The 16,316-nt window shown below is 70.3% G+C and carries 13 protein-coding genes and 1 other RNA gene; 9 read left to right on the forward strand and 5 right to left on the reverse strand.

The window, feature by feature from the left end; translation table 11 throughout:
* Window positions 1–272: 272 nt before the first annotated feature.
* Window positions 273–1,502: an extensin-like domain-containing protein gene (locus AC1RU4_RS02395; RefSeq protein ID WP_492889418.1), complete on the forward strand. Its 1,230-nt coding sequence runs from the start codon at window positions 273–275 to the stop codon at window positions 1,500–1,502.
* A gap of 19 nt (window positions 1,503–1,521) precedes the next feature.
* Here AC1RU4_RS02395 and dapB read toward each other — a convergent pair whose 3' ends face one another.
* From dapB to AC1RU4_RS02415, 4 genes are all read right to left on the reverse strand, one after another.
* Window positions 1,522–2,307 (reverse strand): 4-hydroxy-tetrahydrodipicolinate reductase, encoded by a 786-nt coding sequence (gene dapB / locus AC1RU4_RS02400; RefSeq protein ID WP_492889419.1) that lies wholly within the window; start codon window positions 2,305–2,307, stop codon window positions 1,522–1,524.
* Window positions 2,308–2,364: 57 nt separating this feature from the next.
* Window positions 2,365–2,752: RNase P RNA component class A (gene rnpB, locus AC1RU4_RS02405), an RNA gene on the reverse strand.
* Between the two features lie 83 nt (window positions 2,753–2,835).
* Entirely contained in the window at window positions 2,836–3,507 is a 672-nt protein-coding gene (locus tag AC1RU4_RS02410; protein WP_492889420.1) for a lytic transglycosylase domain-containing protein, read from the reverse strand.
* Window positions 3,508–3,582: 75 nt separating this feature from the next.
* Window positions 3,583–4,350, reverse strand: a complete 768-nt coding sequence (locus AC1RU4_RS02415) for an N-acetylmuramoyl-L-alanine amidase (RefSeq protein WP_492889422.1) — start codon at window positions 4,348–4,350, stop codon at window positions 3,583–3,585.
* Window positions 4,351–4,610: 260 nt separating this feature from the next.
* On the opposite strand from AC1RU4_RS02415, the gene rsmH reads away from it, so the two are divergent.
* The 6 genes from rsmH to mraY all read left to right on the forward strand — a co-directional run bounded on the left by rsmH (window position 4,611) and on the right by mraY (window position 12,280).
* A complete protein-coding gene (gene rsmH, locus AC1RU4_RS02420) occupies window positions 4,611–5,639 on the forward strand; it encodes a 16S rRNA (cytosine(1402)-N(4))-methyltransferase RsmH (protein WP_492889423.1) in 1,029 nt (342 codons plus the stop codon).
* A gap of 12 nt (window positions 5,640–5,651) precedes the next feature.
* On the forward strand, window positions 5,652–6,242 hold the full coding sequence (ftsL, locus tag AC1RU4_RS02425; RefSeq protein WP_492889424.1) for a cell division protein FtsL: 591 nt from the start codon (window positions 5,652–5,654) through the stop codon (window positions 6,240–6,242).
* A gap of 126 nt (window positions 6,243–6,368) precedes the next feature.
* Window positions 6,369–8,120 (forward strand): peptidoglycan D,D-transpeptidase FtsI family protein, encoded by a 1,752-nt coding sequence (locus tag AC1RU4_RS02430; RefSeq protein WP_492889757.1) that lies wholly within the window; start codon window positions 6,369–6,371, stop codon window positions 8,118–8,120.
* 137 nt (window positions 8,121–8,257) lie between these two features.
* Entirely contained in the window at window positions 8,258–9,754 is a 1,497-nt protein-coding gene (locus tag AC1RU4_RS02435) for a UDP-N-acetylmuramoyl-L-alanyl-D-glutamate--2,6-diaminopimelate ligase (RefSeq protein ID WP_492889425.1), read from the forward strand.
* Entirely contained in the window at window positions 9,751–11,190 is a 1,440-nt protein-coding gene (locus tag AC1RU4_RS02440) for a UDP-N-acetylmuramoylalanyl-D-glutamyl-2,6-diaminopimelate--D-alanyl-D-alanine ligase (RefSeq protein ID WP_492889426.1), read from the forward strand. The genes AC1RU4_RS02435 and AC1RU4_RS02440 overlap by 4 nt, the downstream gene beginning before the upstream one ends.
* Window positions 11,191–11,194: 4 nt before the next feature.
* A complete protein-coding gene (mraY, locus tag AC1RU4_RS02445; protein WP_492889427.1) occupies window positions 11,195–12,280 on the forward strand; it encodes a phospho-N-acetylmuramoyl-pentapeptide-transferase in 1,086 nt (361 codons plus the stop codon).
* A 222-nt stretch (window positions 12,281–12,502) separates the two neighbouring features.
* Here mraY and AC1RU4_RS02450 read toward each other — a convergent pair whose 3' ends face one another.
* Window positions 12,503–13,402, reverse strand: coding sequence for an MBL fold metallo-hydrolase (locus AC1RU4_RS02450; RefSeq protein WP_492889428.1), 900 nt, complete (start codon window positions 13,400–13,402; stop codon window positions 12,503–12,505).
* A gap of 159 nt (window positions 13,403–13,561) precedes the next feature.
* Between AC1RU4_RS02450 and murD the strand changes: the two genes are divergently transcribed.
* Entirely contained in the window at window positions 13,562–14,950 is a 1,389-nt protein-coding gene (gene murD, locus AC1RU4_RS02455) for a UDP-N-acetylmuramoyl-L-alanine--D-glutamate ligase (RefSeq protein WP_492889429.1), read from the forward strand.
* A 177-nt stretch (window positions 14,951–15,127) separates the two neighbouring features.
* Window positions 15,128–16,309 (forward strand): putative lipid II flippase FtsW, encoded by a 1,182-nt coding sequence (gene ftsW, locus AC1RU4_RS02460; protein WP_492889430.1) that lies wholly within the window; start codon window positions 15,128–15,130, stop codon window positions 16,307–16,309.
* The last annotated feature ends 7 nt before the right edge of the window (window positions 16,310–16,316 follow it).

Consider the following 16,316-nt stretch of genomic DNA (forward strand, 5'->3'; position numbering starts at 1 on the left):
CTGAACAGCCGGGAGGGCGGGGCGGCGGTGCTCCGGCAGGGCGCTGGCCGACGCCGCCGCGACACGCAAGACAGGGGGCGCCCTGCCGGCATGGCACGGCACCCCTGTCGCATGGGAGTGGTAAATCCATGCATCGGCGCGTCGCGCCCGACGATGACGGCAGGAAAATCGAACTATTAACCTTCTGAAAACCTTTGGCTCGCCGTGGCTTTTCTTGGGTTCCGCGGTCATGCTTAACGTGCTGTCAACCAACAGCGTTCTAGCTTGCCGCCATGACGCGCGGCGTTTCCTGGTTTATCGTAGCCCCGCTCGTCCTTCTGGGGCTTTCCGCCTGCCAGTTCTCGCTGTTCCAGCAGCGGGAACCCTGGCGCACGGAAGCTGAGGAACGGTGTCTGGCGGGAGGCTCGGTGAAGCCTTCCGCCTACATCGTCCCCATGCGGGCCATCGATGGGGCCGGCACCTGCGGGATGGAGCACCCGTTCAAAATTGGCGGCCTCAACCAGGGAACGGTGGAGGTGGCGCCCAAGGCGACGCTTGCCTGCCCGATGACCGCCTCGCTCGACAGCTGGCTCGCCGAGGACATCCAGCCCGCCGCCATCGCCTGGTTCGGCCAGCCGGTGGCCAAGATCAAGCAGATGTCGTCCTATTCCTGCCGCAACATGAACGGCGCGGCGACCGGCAAGGTTTCCGAACACGCCTTCGGCAACGGCTTCGACGTCGGCGGCTTCGTGCTGGCCGACGGGCGCGAGGTGCTGGTGAAGACCGGCTGGAAGGGGCGCGCGGACGAGCGCGGCTTCCTGCGCACGGTGCAGGCCACCGCCTGCCGGCGCTTCACCACCGTGCTGGCGCCGGGCTCGAACGTCTATCACTACGACCATATCCATGTGGACCTGATGCGGCGCACCTCCGGCCGCTGGGCGTGCAACCCGGCCGCCGTGATGCCGACGCCGCCGAACCTGCCGGTCTACAAGGCTCCCCCCATGGTCTCGGCTCCGCCCATGCTCTCGGCGCCGCCCATGGGTTCGCCCCCGGCGCAGGCGACGCCGGCCTATTATCCGCCGCCGGCTCCGGCATCCAATGGGGCGCCGGAACCGGAGCAGGAGGAGACCGACACGCCCGGCGCGCCGATGGTGCTGTCGCCGCAGCCGCAACAGCCGCAGGCTTATCCCCCGGCTGCCTATCCTCCGGCCGCCTATCCCCCCGCCGCCGCCTATCCCCCGGCCGCGGCACCCCAGCAACTGGCGCCGCCGGCCTATCCGTCGCCGGCGCAGACCTATCGTGCGCCGGCCTATCCCCCGCCCGCCCCGGCGGCGCAGCCGCAGCGTCCGAACGGCGTGCCGCTGCCGCCCGCCGGCATCCCGATGGTGATGCGCTGGCTCGGCCTCGACCCGACCCCGACCGGCTCGATCGCGACCGGCTCGACCGCGAAGCAGGCCTATGCCCCCGAGCGGCAGTTCGCCACGCCGATCCCGCCGCCGCCGGCCGAATCCGGCGCCGACTAGATCCGGCGCCGGCCGACGCTCAGTCCAGCAGCGTATCCAGCCCGCGCCGCACGCCGCTCCAGCCGTCGACCCGGCGCGCGGCGAGCAGCGTGCCGGCGACATAGGGCGCCGCCGAGGAACCGGCATCGTGGCGGATGGTCAGTCGTTCGTCCGGCGCGCCGAACACGCTTTCCACCGCCAGCACGAAGGAGGGCAGGCGCAGCGCATGCACGCGCACCTCGCGCGTGTCGTCGCCGAAGCCGCCGCCTCGGGTTTCCGGCACGCCCGAGACCTCGGCCACCGGCCGGCTGGTCGCCGGCAGCCGGACCCCGGCCAGCGTCTCGGCGAGCTCGCGGGCGGTGCCGGAGGGGGCGTCCATCTTGCCGGCGGAGGCGTAGTCGATGATCTCGACATCGGCGACATATTTCGCCGCTTCCAGCGTGAAGCGCTTGAGCAGGGTGGCGGTGATGGAGAAATTGCCGGCCGCCAGCACGCCGACGCCCCTGTCGCGGGCCAGCGCGTCGAGCTCGGCATAGTCGGCGGCGCCGAGGCCGGAGGTGCCGACCACCACGTGCCGGCCGGCAGCGATGGCAGCTGCGGCGTTGGCCTTCACCACATTCGGCTTGGTGTAGTCGATCAGCACGTCGGAGGGGATGTCGAGCGCCTCCTCGATGCTGGCGAAGACCGGCGCGCCGTCGATGCCGGAGCCTGCCGCCGAACGGGAAACGCAGGCGACGAGCTCAAGGTCGGCGGCGGCGGCGATGGCCGGCACCAGGGCGCGGCCGACCCAGCCGGTGGCGCCGGCGAGCAGGATTCGAAGGGGCATGGCAGGTCTCCAGAGGCAATGGACCACGCCGCATACACCCCGCGCGCAGGCGGGGAAAGCGCCAGCCGGCCTGTAAGCCGGGTTCTGTAAGGCGGGATCGCTCCCGCGCGGCGGCCATTCCTCTGGAACGCCGGTTGCCCGGCGCCTCTAGCAGTCAACCCGGGCGGCGATCCGAAGACGGGACCTGCGACCGGCGAACCGGCCTCGTGCCACCCCTATACGACTTTGCTCCCGGTGGGGTTTGCCGTGCCGCCGCCGTTGCCGGAAGCGCGGTGGGCTCTTACCCCACCGTTTCACCCTTGCCGCGGGCGCACCCGCGGCGGTTTGTTTTCTGTGGCACTTTCCCTGGGGTCGCCCCCGCCGGACGTTATCCGGCACCGTGTCTTCGTGGAGCCCGGACTTTCCTCGGCGCCCTTGCGGACGACGCGGCCGCCCGGCCGGCTGGCGGGGGAGCAATGGGGGAGACGCGCGCGTCCGTCAAGGCATGAAGCACAACAGGGTCCGCGAAGAAGGGCGCGCGCGGCTGTCTCAGTTCGAGGCCATGATGGTGCGGGCCTTGCTGCAATAGGTGCGGGCGGCCCCGGACATGCGCTTGGCGCCATGGCCGCCCTGGTAGCGCATCACCGTGCCGCAGGTGTCGCCGCCGGCGAGCCGATAGGCGCCGGCGAGGTAGCGCATGCCCCATTTGACGTTGGTTTCGGGATCGTAGAGGGCGGTGCGGCTGCCCTGGTAGCCAAGGCCGCGGGCGGTCGGAGGCTTGATCTGCATGAGGCCGACCTCGCCGGCGCGTCCGGTCATCCCGGCATTCCAGCTGCTCTCGATCCGCACCACGGCGCGGGCAAGGGCGATTGGAATGCCGTTCGCGCGGGCTTCACGATCGACGAGATCGACGATGGATGATTTGAAACCTTGAGCCTCGTCGAGGCTTTTATCTGCGTTGATCTGGCGGGCGCTTGCGATGTTCGCGCCGAATGAGACAGTCAAAATGGTGCAGAACGCGGTACGATAAAGAAAATGATGAAGAGCCATTCGCGGCGTTAGCCTTTCAAGGTCGATAAGGGAGACCCGGAAATGCAATGGGAAATCTGTTTCGAATGAGGCTTCAATTCCACACGAATTGGGTAATACGCAGGCGGCCACACCTGACCTGAATGCAGCTGTGGCCGATGCGCAACGAATCGGCACGATCGTTGCGCCCATGCTGCGCTGCACGCACGATGACTGCGCCAACGGTATGATAGGGCGGCGTACGAATTGACGAGTTGCCGCAGCGGTTCAGTCCGGCCGCGAGGCGGCCAGCGCGTATAATGTGGCAAGGGTCGACACATCCGCCACGCCGTCGACACGCGAGCGCCGGAAATGGCGCTGAAAGGCGCGCACCACCGCTTCGGTCTCGCTGCAATACGTGCCGGTGACCGGGAGGTCGTAGCCGTAGAAGCCGAGCATGGCCTGCAGCGCCTCGATGGGCTGGCCGTGCTCGCCGCGCATGAAATAGCGCCCGTCGGTGACCGCGACCTCCTCGACCAGATGGCCGATTCCGGCGCGGTGCAGAATTTCCCACGGGAATTTTTCGCCCGGATCCTGCTTGCGCAGCGGCGCGACGTCGGAATGCGCCAGCACCCGGTCCGGCCGGATGCGCAGGCGGGTGACGATGTCCTTGGCCAGGGCGGTCACCGCCTCGACCTGGCGGGGGGGGAACGGCGGGTAGCCGTGATCATGTCCCGGATTGACGATCTCGATGCCGACGGACAGCGAATTGATGTCCCGCGCGCCCGCCCAGCAGGCGATTCCGGCATGCCAGGCGCGGCGGGCCTCCGCCACCAGCTGCACGATGCGGCCGTCCTCGTGCACCACGTAATGGCAGGAGACCCCGCGCTCGGGCGAACGCAGCCATTCGACCGCCTCGTCGGCGCTTTCCATGCCGGTGTAATGCAGCACCAGCATGTCCGGCACGGTGACGCCGAGGCGCTCGCCGTGATTGGGCGAGGCCAGCACCTCGGCGGCGAGCGGCGAGTCGGCGGCGAAGCGTGGGGCGGTGTCCATGCAGCCGAGCTAAACGGCTCGTGAAGCCGATTCAACTGAATCTTAAGGTTCAGAGAGCGTTAATCGCGGATTGAAACCGGGGGGAATCAGCGCGCCGCGCCGGAGGCCCCGAGTAGCGTTCCGCCGATGTCCCAAAGTGTTGCATGCCTCGATCCGCCTGCCTCCCGCATCGTCCTGACGGCCCCGCGTCCGCCGGCGCGCGGCGATTGCGCGCGCGCGGCAGCCGCAACCGGCGGCCGGATGCCGGGCGGGGACGCGCGATGACGCCCCCGCAGGCCGGAAATCCCGGCGAGGACGCCCGCCACGTGCCGGTGATGCTGGCCGAGGTGCTGTCGCATCTCGCGCCCCGTGACGGCGGCGTCTATGTCGACGGCACCTTCGGCGCCGGCGGCTATACCCGCGCCATTCTCGACGCCGCCGACTGCCGGGTGGTCGCCATCGACCGCGACCCGTCCGCGGTGGCCGCGAGCGCGGCGCTGGTGCTGGCCAATCCCGGCCGGCTGGCGGTCACGCAGGACCGCTTCGGCCATCTCGACCAGGTGGCGGCCATGCTGGATGCGCCGCGGGTGGACGGCGTGGTGCTGGATATCGGCGTCTCCTCGATGCAGATCGACGAGGGCGAGCGCGGCTTCTCGTTCCGCCGCGACGGGCCGCTCGACATGCGCATGTCGAGCGAGGGGCTGTCGGCGGCGGATTACGTGGCGCGCCTTTCCGAGACCGAGCTCGCCAACCTCATCTATCGCTTCGGCGAGGAGCGGCACTCGCGCTCCATCGCCAAGGCCATCGTCAAGGCGCGCGCCGAGGCGCCGATCGAGACCACGCTGCAGCTCGCCGCCATCGTCGCCAAGGTGGTGTGGGCCAAGCCGCACGAGCCGCATCCGGCCACGCGCACCTTCCAGGCGCTGCGCATCGCGGTGAATGACGAGCTCGGCGAGCTGGTCCGGGCGCTGGCCGCCGCCGAGCGCATCCTGAAGCCCGGCGGGCGGCTGGTGGTGGTCACCTTCCATTCGCTGGAAGACCGCATCGTGAAGAATTTCCTCAACGCCCGCGCCAAGGCCGCGGCCGGCTCGCGCCACCTGCCGGCGGTGGCGAGCGCGCCGCCGAGCTTCCGGCTGGTCGCCAAGGGGGCGGTTGAGCCGGGGGACGCGGAGACGCGCCTCAATCCGCGCGCCCGTTCCGCCAAATTGCGGGCGGGAGAGCGCACCGAGGCGCCGGCCCGCGAGGCGGGCGACATCGAGGCACTGCTGCCGCCGCTTCCCGATTTCGACGCGCCGAACCGCCACCGCTGAGGGCTTCGACACATGTTCCGCATCCTCAATCTCATCTCGGTGATCGCGCTGCTGGCGGCGGCCGGCGCGGTCTACCACGTCAAATATTCCTCGGCCTTCGAGGCGCAGAAGATCGCCCGGCTGCGCGACGACATCCGCTGGGAGCGCGACCGCATCGCCACGCTCAATGCCGAATGGGCGCGACGCACCGCGCCGGACCGCATCCAGGCGCTGGCCGAGCACCATCTCGACATGCAGCCGCTCGACACCACCCGCATGGACATGCTCGCCAGCCTGCCGGCCAAGCCGGAGCTGGGCGGCGACGCGCTCGGCGGCATGATCGAGGCGCTGGTCGACGGGCCGACCGGGGCCGCCGCCATCCCCACCAGCCCGGCCAGGCCGTCCGCCTCCTCCGCCAAGCCGGTGGCGCGTGCTCCCGCCGCCGCGCCGGTGCGCACCAATGCGCCGCTGCCGCTCTCCGCCGTGCCCTCCGCCGGCGTGATGGCGCCGGTCGGCCCGCCGGTGCTCGGCTCGCCGCTTCCCCCGCCGTCCGCCCGCCCGATGGCGACGGCACCGATGATGTCGCCCATTCCGCTGCTGCCGCCGGCAGCGGTCGGCCAGTAAGCGTTGGAGGTCGCCCCCTTGTCCGAGTCCGAGCTGACCGAAACGCCCCTGACCGAGGCGCGCCTGCCCAAGGCTCACCCGGCCCGCCCGTCCAGGATGCAGCGGTTGAAGCGGCGGCTGCGCGCCATGCCGATGTGGCTGCTGCGCCTGCCGGGCCGCGCGCTGCGCGCCTTCGTCGGCGTGGTGCGCAGCGCCACGCGCCGCGGCCGGCCGGAAGCCCATGCCGTCGCCCGTGCCCGGCTGATCCTGTGCATGCTGGTGTTCGGCGGCGTCTACCTCGCCATTGGCGGCCGGCTCGCCATGTTCGCCTCGGCGCCGGAAGGCCAGCTCAGCCGACGCGGCATGTCCTCCGACGCGGTGGCCTCCGCCCGCCCGGACATCCTCGACCGCAACGGCCGCATCCTCGCCACCGACGTGCGCTCCTCCTCGCTGTTCGGCGAGCCCAAGCGGCTCATCGATGTCGACGAGGCGGTGGAGGCGCTCTCGGCGGTGCTGCCCAATCTCGACACCGACGAAACCCGCATCCGCCTCGACAGCAAGCGCGGCTTCGTCTGGCTGAAGCGCGACATCAGCCCGATGCAGCAGCGCGAGATCCACAATCTCGGCCTGCCCGGCATCGGCTTCATGACCGAGAACCGCCGCATCTATCCCGGCGGCAACCTCGCGGCGCATGCGCTGGGCTCGGTCAATATCGACAACCAGGGCATTGCCGGCCTAGAGAAGTGGATCGACAGCCGCGGCCTGTCCGAACTGCATCTCGCCGGCTTCGCCACCGACCGGCAGCAGGAGCCGGTGGAACTGTCGATCGACCTGCGCGTGCAGCACGTCCTGCGCGACGAGCTCAATTTCGCCTTCCAGAAGTTCAAGGCCAAGGCGGCGGCCGGCGTCGTCACCGACGTGCGCACCGGCGAGATCATCGCCATGACCTCGCTGCCGGATTTCGACGCCAACGATCCCGGCAAGGCGCTCGATCCCAAGGCGCTGAACCGGCTGACCACCGGCGTGTTCGAGATGGGCTCGACCTTCAAGGCGCTCACCTTCGCCATGGCGCTGGACAGCGGCAAGTTCAACCTCAACTCGACGCTGGACGCCCGCGGCGCGCTGCAGTTCGGCCGCTTCAGGATCCACGACTACCACGCCGAGAACCGGGTGCTGACGCTGCCGGAAGTGTTCCTGGTCTCCTCGAATATCGGCACGGCGCGCATGGCGCTGACGCTGGGGGTCGATGCCCACAAGGCGTTCCTGAAGAAGATGGGCCAGCTCGACCGCCTGCGCACCGAACTGCCGGAAAGCGCGGCGCCGCTGGTGCCCAAGCGCTGGGGCGAGCTCAACACCGCCACCATCGCCTTCGGCCACGGCCTCGCCGTCGCTCCCATCCAGGTGCTGATGGCGGAGAACGCGCTGGTCAATGGCGGCTGGCTGATTCCGCCGACCTTCCTCAAGCGCACGCCGGAGGAAGCCCAGAAGCTGGCGGTGCGGGTGATCAAGCCGGAGACCAGCGTCAAGATGCGCTATCTGATGCGGCTCAATGCCGAGAAGGGCTCGGCGAAGAAGGCCGAGAGCCCCGGCTACTATGTCGGCGGCAAGACCGGCACGGCGGAAAAGGTGATCGGCGGGCGCTATTCCAAGACCAAGCTGCTGACCTCCTTCATCTCCGCCTTCCCGATGGACGACCCGCAATACCTGATGCTGATCATGCTCGACGAGCCGCAGGCGGTGGAAGGCACCTACGGCTTCGCCACCGCCGGCTGGAACACGGCGCCCACCACCGCGCGCATCATCCAGCGCATCGCCCCGCTGCTGGGCATCATGCCGCGCAAGGAGCTGCCGCCGGTCGAGAGCATCCTCTCCACCTACAAGGTGGCGCAGGTGCAATAGCGGCGGACATGCCGATTTCCCGTGCGTGAGCCGCGGGGAATCGGCTATCCCCGCCAGAAGAGCGAAGGGCCGGCGGCGGCGCTGCGGAGCGCGCCGGCCTTCCTGAGGGCTCCGCGCGGTCGTTCGGGACGGCGAGCATGTCTGATACCCATCATCCCCCATCGAACCCCTCCAGCGCCCATACCCTCGGCGCGCTGATCGGCGAGGATGCCGATTACGAGGCGGCCGATCCGTTGCTGGCGGTGGCCGATCCGGTCCTCGACAGCCGCAGGGCGCGGTGCGGCGACGTGTTCTTCGCGCTGGCCGGCGCCAGGGCGGACGGCATGGCCTTCGCCCGCGAGGCGGTGGCGCGCGGCGCGGCGGCGGTGGTGGGCGAGACCGAGCGGCCGGCAGATCTCGATCCCGGCGTCTCCTATGTCCGCGTCGGCAATGCCCGCCGCGCGGTGGCGCTGGCCGCCGCCAACGCCTTTCCGCGCCAGCCCGAGACCATCGCCGCGGTGACCGGCACCTCGGGCAAGACCTCGGTCGCGGCCTTCACCCGGCAGATCTGGCAGCGCCTCGGCTACGAGAGCGCCAGCCTCGGCACGCTCGGCGTGGTGGCGCCGTCCGGCGCGGTCTACGGCTCGCTCACCACGCCCGACCCGATCGCGCTCCACCGCACGCTCGACCATCTGGCGGGCGAGGGGGTGACGCATCTGTGCCTGGAGGCCTCCTCGCACGGGCTGGACCAGCACCGGCTCGACGGGGTGCGGCTTGCCGCCGGCGGCTTCACCAACCTGTCGCGCGACCATCTCGACTATCACCCGACCATGGAGGCCTATCTCGAGGCCAAGCTGCGGCTGTTCCGCCACCTAGTGCCGCGCGGCGGCGGCGCGGCGGTGTGGGTCGACACCGCCGAGGGCGGCCATGTCGCGCAGGTGGCAGCCGATAGCGGGCTGGAGGTGATCGGCATCGGCGCCGCCGGCGCCGGGATCACGCTGCTGTCGCGCCGCGACGACGGGCTCGGCCAGGCGCTGGAGGTGGAGGCGGACGGCTTCAAGCGCAGCCTGCGCCTGCCGCTGGTCGGCGCCTTCCAGGTGGCGAACGCGCTCATCGCCGCCGGCCTCGTCACCGCCACCGGCACGCCGGTGCGCGAGGCGCTGGACCAGCTCGCCTATCTCGACGGCGTGCCGGGACGGCTGGAACTGGTCGGCACCGCCGCCGGTGCCGGAATCTTCGTCGACTACGCCCACAAGCCGGACGCGCTGGCCAATGCGCTCGACGCGCTGCGGCCCTATGCGACCGGGCGGCTGATCGCGGTGTTCGGCTGCGGCGGCGACCGCGACAGGGGCAAGCGCCCGCTGATGGGCGCCATCGCCGCCGAGAAGGCGGATATCGTCATCGTCACCGACGACAACCCGCGCAGCGAGGACCCGGCGAGCATCCGCGCCGCCATCCTCGAAGCCGCGCCCGGCGCGCGCGAGATCGGCGACCGCGCCGAGGCCATCGCGGCGGCGATAAGCATGGCGGGAGCCGGGGATGTCGTGCTGATCGCCGGCAAGGGTCACGAAACCGGCCAAATCGTGGGCGACCGGACATTGCCGTTCTCCGACCGCGATGTCGCGCGGGCCGCGCTGGAGGGACAATCCGCATGATGGCTCCGCTTTGGACGATCGACGAGCTGGTCGCGGCGACCGGCGGCAGCGCCGCCGGCAGCCTCGCGGGGACCCCCGAGGGCGCGGTGAGCGGAGTCTCGATCGACACCCGCACCCTGCAGCCGGGCGACGCCTTCTTCGCCATCACCGGCGAGAACAGCGACGGCCATGACTATGTCGAGGCGGCGCGCGGACGCGGCGCGGCGGTCTGCGTGGTGGCGCGGGAGCGTGCCGGATCGATGCCGGCCGGAGCGCCGCTGCTGGTGGTGGAGGACGTGCTCGCCGCGCTGGAGGCGGCCGGCCGGGCGGCGCGCGCCCGTTCGCGCGCGCGCATCGTCGCGGTGACCGGCTCGGTGGGCAAGACCACCACCAAGGAAGCGCTGCTGCTGGCGCTCGGCGCCGACGGGCCGACCCATGCCTCGGCCGCCTCCTACAACAACCATTGGGGCGTGCCGCTGTCGCTCGCCCGGCTGCCGCGCAGCGCCGCCTACGGGGTGTTCGAGCTCGGCATGAACCATCCGGGCGAGATCACGCCGCTCGCCGCCATGGTGCGCCCGCACGTGGCGGTGGTCACCACCGTCGAGCCGGTGCACATCGCCCAGTTCTCAAGCGTCGAGGCCATTGCCGACGCCAAGGCGGAGATCTTCACCGGCGTCGAGCCGGGCGGGGCGGCGGTGCTGAACCGCGACAACCCGCATTTCTCCCGGCTGGAGGCCGCCGCCCGCGCCGCCGGTATCGAGACGGTCATCGGCTTCGGCGAATCGGTGGCGGCGCAGGCGCGGCTGCTCAGCGTGGCGCTGCAGCCGCAGAGCTCCACCGCGCTGGCCGACATTCTCGGCGAGACGGTGAGCTTCAAGGTCGGCCTGCCCGGCCGGCATATCGTGCAGAACGCGCTGGCGGTGCTGGCGGCCGCCCGGCTCGCCGGCGCCGACCTCTGCCTCGCGGCGCTGGCGCTCGCCTCGCTCGGCCCGCCGCCGGGGCGCGGGGTGCGCACGGCGCTCGGCGTCAAGGGCGGCACCGCGCTGATGATCGACGAGAGCTACAACGCCAATCCCGCCTCGATGCGCGCGGCGCTCGCCGTGCTCGCCGGCACGCCGGTGGAAGGGCGCGGCCGGCGGATCGCGGTGCTCGGCGACATGCTCGAGCTCGGCACTTCCGGCGAGGAGCTGCATCGCGGCCTCGCCCCTTCGGCCGGCCGGGCCGACCTGGTGTTCTGCGCCGGGCCGCTGATGCGCGCGCTGTGGGAGGCGCTGCCGGAGAGCCGCCGCGGCGCCTGGGCGCCCGATGCCGCGGCGCTGCTGCCTCTCGTCGCCGACCGCCTGCGCGGCGGCGACGTGTTCATGGTCAAGGGGTCGAACGGCAGCCGCATGGGGCCGCTGGCCCGCGCGCTCGCCGAACGTTTCCATATTCAAGACGACGCCGCGGCGGAAGGTTGATCCGATGCTTCAATGGCTGGCCCAGTTCCAGGAGAGCGTTCCGGCGCTCAACGTGTTTCGCTACATCACCTTCCGCACCGGCGGCGCCATCATCACCGCGCTGCTGTTCGTGTTCATGTTCGGGCCGGCGATCATCGCGCTGCTGCGGCTGAAGCAGGGCAAGGGCCAGCCGATCCGCACCGACGGGCCGCAGTCGCACCTGCTGACCAAGAAGGGCACGCCCACAATGGGCGGGCTGATGATCTTCTCCGGCCTGATGGTGGCGACGCTGCTCTGGGCCAACCTCGCCAATCCCTATGTGTGGGTGGTGCTGTTCGTCACCATCGGCTTCGGGCTGATCGGCTTCTACGACGACTACCTGAAGGTGACGAAGCAGACCCATAACGGCCTGTCCGGCAAGGCGCGCCTCGCCATCGAGGCGCTGATCGCCGGCATCGCGGTGGTGGTGATCGTGCATGTGGGCCGCGCGCCGCTGTCGAGCTCGCTGGCCTTTCCGCTGTTCAAGGATCTGCTCATCGATCTCGGCTGGTTCTTCGTGGTGTTCGGCGCCTTCGTGGTGGTGGCGGCCGGCAATGCGGTGAACCTGACCGACGGCCTCGACGGCCTCGCCATCGTGCCGGTGATGGTGGCGGCGGCGAGCTTCGGCCTCATCTCCTACCTCTCCGGCAACGTGCTGTTCGCCGATTATCTGCAGATCCACTATGTCGCCGGCGTCGGCGAACTGGCGGTGATCTGCGGCGCGCTGATCGGCGCCGGCATCGGCTTCCTGTGGTTCAACGCCCCGCCGGCGCAGATCTTCATGGGCGATACCGGCTCGCTGGCGCTGGGCGGCCTGCTCGGCACCATCGCGGTCGCCACCAAGCACGAGATCGTGCTCGCCATCATCGGCGGCCTGTTCGTGCTGGAGGCGGTGTCGGTGATCGTGCAGGTGATCTCCTTCAAGCTCACCGGCAAGCGCGTGTTCAAGATGGCGCCGATCCACCATCATTTCGAGCAGATGGGCTGGACCGAGCCGCAGATCGTCATCCGCTTCTGGATCATCGCGGTGGTGCTGGCGCTGATCGGGCTGTCGTCGCTGAAGCTGCGGTGAGGGGCTGGAGGCGGGGGAATCGAGCCATCCTTACCCGTCGTCATGCTGAGGTGCCGGCCGGCACGGCCGGCCTCGAAGCACGCAGGCGGCGTGCTGGCGAGAGCGCTTCTGCGTCCTTCGAGGCTCGCCTTCGGCTCGCACCTCAGGATGACGGGGAGGTCGCTTGAGGCGCGATGACGGCTTCTCGGGTCCTTTTGGCTTTTGGCCGTTGGCCCTTGGCGCTCAGCTCTTCAGCACCTTCTTCACATTGTCGGCGTGCACCTGCTCATAGGGCGCGAAATAGGCGAGGACGCCCGAGGCGAGGTCCTCGGCGATGAAGGTGCTCAAATCCTGGTCCGCCAGCGACATGTCCTCGCGCGTGCGGATCAGCTTCTTCACGTAGCCGATCGTGGCGTCGATCAGTTCCGGCCCGTAGCCGCCATTGGCGATGACGTCCGGCGCGCCGTGATTGGGCAGGATGCGCGGATAGCCCCAGCCCTTCACCCGCCTGAGCTCCTCGACATGGACCGCCAGCCGGGCGGGCTCGGCGACATAGGTGATCGGCTCCTCCAGCGTGTCGCCGGCCAGCATGAGGCCGAGGTCCGGCAGCAGCAGGATCAGCCCGTCATGGCTGTGGATGTCGGCGGGGCGCAGTTCCACTTTGAGCGAGCCGACCCATAGATCGGTCGGGCCGGCAATGATGCGGTTCGGCATGACGAGCGGCCTGATCGGCGGCTCGGCGGTCTCGATCTCCTCGCGATGGTCGATCAGCGCCCGTTCGGTGAGGTCGAGGGCGATGATCTCGCAATCGGCGAACACCTCGTTGCCGGCGACATGGTCGTCATGCCAGTGGCTCAGCACCACCCGGATCGAGGTGATTCCGGCTTCCTCCAGCGTGCGCCGCATGATTCGCGCATGGGCGAGCGAGATGTGGGTGTCGTAGACGAGGGCCTGCGATCCCTCCACCACCGCATAGACGCAGACGCCGAGCGCATAGGCGCCGTCGTCCAGCCAGTTCGGCGCCGCCGAATGAGCGCGGACGCCCTCGATGCGGCCGTCATAGAAGGCGTAGACGTTGGGATGCGGGCGCAGCACCCGCATCGTCGAGGCGAGCGGGAGCAGGGTCGGGCTGGAGGCGGGCATCGGCGGGATTCTCGCGGTGACGGCGGACGGCGCGATCTTTCCATCCGGCGCGGAAATGCGCTAGCCAGAGATGCCCGGTCCGGGCGCCTGCCATCCCGAGTCCTAGCTATCCAGCGTCCTGCCTATCCAACCTCCCGCCTGTCCGAGGTCCCGCCCGCCATGATCCCCGTCACCACCTTCCGCGACCGCCGCGTCGCGCTGTTCGGCCTCGGCGGTTCCGGCCGCGCCACCGCCCATGCGCTGATCGCCGGCGGCGCCGACGTGATCGCCTGGGACGATGCCATTGCCTCGGTCGAGGCGGCGGATGACGAGGACATCCCGACCGGCGACCTGCGGGCGCTGGAATGGGGGGCGGTCGACGCGCTGGTGCTGGCGCCCGGCGTGCCGCTCACCCATCCGCTGCCGCACTGGAGCGTGCGGCTCGCGCACGCTGCCGGCGTCGAGGTGATCGGCGATATCGAACTGTTCATGCGCGAAAGGCGGGCGACGTCTCCCGGCGCGCCGATGGTGGCGATCACCGGCACCAACGGCAAGTCGACCACCACGGCGCTGATCGCGCATCTGCTGCAGGCGGCGGGACGCGACGCGCCGATCGGCGGCAATTTCGGGCCGGCGATCCTGTCGCTGGCGCCGCCGTCACCGGACCGCGTGCATGTGATCGAGTGCTCGTCCTACCAGATCGACCTCGCCCCGAGCCTCGATCCCAGCGTCGGCATCCTGCTCAACCTGTCGCCCGACCATCTCGACCGCCATGGCGACATGGAGCATTACGCCGAGGTGAAGGAGCGGCTGGTCGCCGGGGTCGAGCCGGGCGGCACCGCGGTGGTCGGCGTCGACGACGAGTGGAGCCGCGCCGTCGCCGACCGGCTGCAGGCGGCGGGGCGCAGGCTGGTGCGCATCTCGGTGCTGCACGACCTTGCCGACGGCATCTGCCGCGACGGCGAGACGCTGCTGGTGCGGGAAGCGGGCCGCACGGTGTTCACCGTGCCGCTCGCCGGCATCGGCTCGCTGCGCGGCGCCCACAACGCGCAGAACGCCGCCGCCGCCTTCGCCGCCGCGCGGGCGCTCGGCGTCGAGCCGGAGGCCATCGTCGCGGGCCTGCGCAGCTTCCCCGGCCTCGCCCATCGCATGGAGCAGGTGCGCAGCATCGGCAAGGTGCTGTTCGTCAACGATTCCAAGGCGACCAATGCCGATGCGGCCGAGCGGGCGCTGACCAGCTTCGAGGACATCTACTGGATCCTCGGCGGCAAGCCGAAGGCCGGCGGCATCGAGCCGTTGCGGCCGCTGTTCGGCCGGGTGCGCAAGGCCTACCTGATCGGCGAGGCGGCCGAGGCCTTCGCCGCGACGCTCGGCGACGCGATCCCGCACGAGATGTGCGGCACGCTGGAGGTGGCGATCCCGGCGGCGGCCCGCGACGCGGCGGCGTCCGGCGACGCGCATCCGGTGGTGCTGCTGTCGCCGGCCTGCGCCAGCTTCGACCAGTTCCGCAATTTCGAGGTGCGCGGCGACCGCTTCCGCAAGCTGGTGCAGGAACTGCCCGGTGGATGAGCGTCCCGCGGCGTGAACATCCCGAGACGCTGCTGGAGGTGCCGCCCACGGCCGGGCCCGGCCGCCGGGCGGGACGTGTGGGCAGGGCTTGCGGGCGGGACTTAATCGTCCGTCAACCTTAACCGGATGATACTCGCCGGTGGCGGGATCTGCCCCGCTTCAGGAGAGTGGCGTTCCATGATTTCGCGTGCCGAGAGGACCGTGGTCGGCGAGTGGTGGTGGACGATCGACCGCCTGCTTCTGGGAGCGCTGGCCGCGCTGATGATCATCGGCATCGTGCTGGCGCTGGCGGCGAGCCCGCCGGTCGCCGCCCGCCTCGGCATCGCCGACCCGTTCCATTTCGTGAACCGGCAGGTGTTCTTCCTCATGCCGGCGCTGTTCGTGCTGATCGGCACCTCGTTCCTCTCGCCGAAGCAGATCCGGCGGGTGGCGCTGGTGCTGTTCCTCCTGTTCCTCGGCCTCGTCTGCGCCACGCTGGTGTTCGGCCCGGAGGTGAAGGGCGCGCGGCGCTGGCTGAATATCGGCCCGATAGCGCTGCAGCCGTCCGAATTCCTCAAGCCGAGCTTCGTCATCATCGCCGCCTGGCTGTTCTCCGAGAGCGTGCGCCGGCCGGAAATGCCGGGCCAGTTCATGGCGGTGGCGCTGCTCGGCAGCGTGGTGACGCCGCTGGTGATGCAGCCGGACTTCGGCCAGACCATGCTGGTCTCGCTGGTGTGGGGCGGGCTGTTCTTCCTCGCCGGGCTCAGGATGATCTGGGTGGTCGGGCTCGGGGGCATCGGCGCGGCCGGGCTCCTGCTCGCCTATCACCTGGTGCCGCATGTGACGAAGCGCATCGACCGCTTCCTCGACCCGGAATCCGGCGATACCTACCAGATCGACCTCGCCATCGACAGTTTCCTCAATGGCGGCTGGCTCGGCCAGGGTCCGGGGGAGGGCACCTTCAAGAAGATGCTGCCGGACGGCCATACCGACTTCATCTTCGCGGTGGCGGCCGAGGAATTCGGCGCCATCCTGTGCATGATGATCGCCGGCCTGTTCGCCTTCATCGTGCTGCGCGCGCTCAGCCGGGCGATGAAGGACGAGGACCCGTTCGTGCGCTTCGCGACCGCCGGCCTCGCCATGCTGTTCGGCCTGCAATCGGCCATCAACATGATGGTGAACCTGCACATGATGCCGGCCAAGGGCATGACGCTGCCTTTCGTGTCGTATGGCGGCTCCTCGCTGCTGTCGCTCGCCTTCGGCATGGGCATGCTGCTGGCGCTCACGCGCCGGCGGCCGCGCAGCGCCACGCTCGCCGAGCTGGAGCGGCTCGGCACCCGCCTCGGCGCGCCGCCGGCGGCGACGCCTGCGGCGGCGTGAGGCGATC

This window comes from Ancylobacter sp. GW821-FHT10E12 (assembly GCF_058809335.1).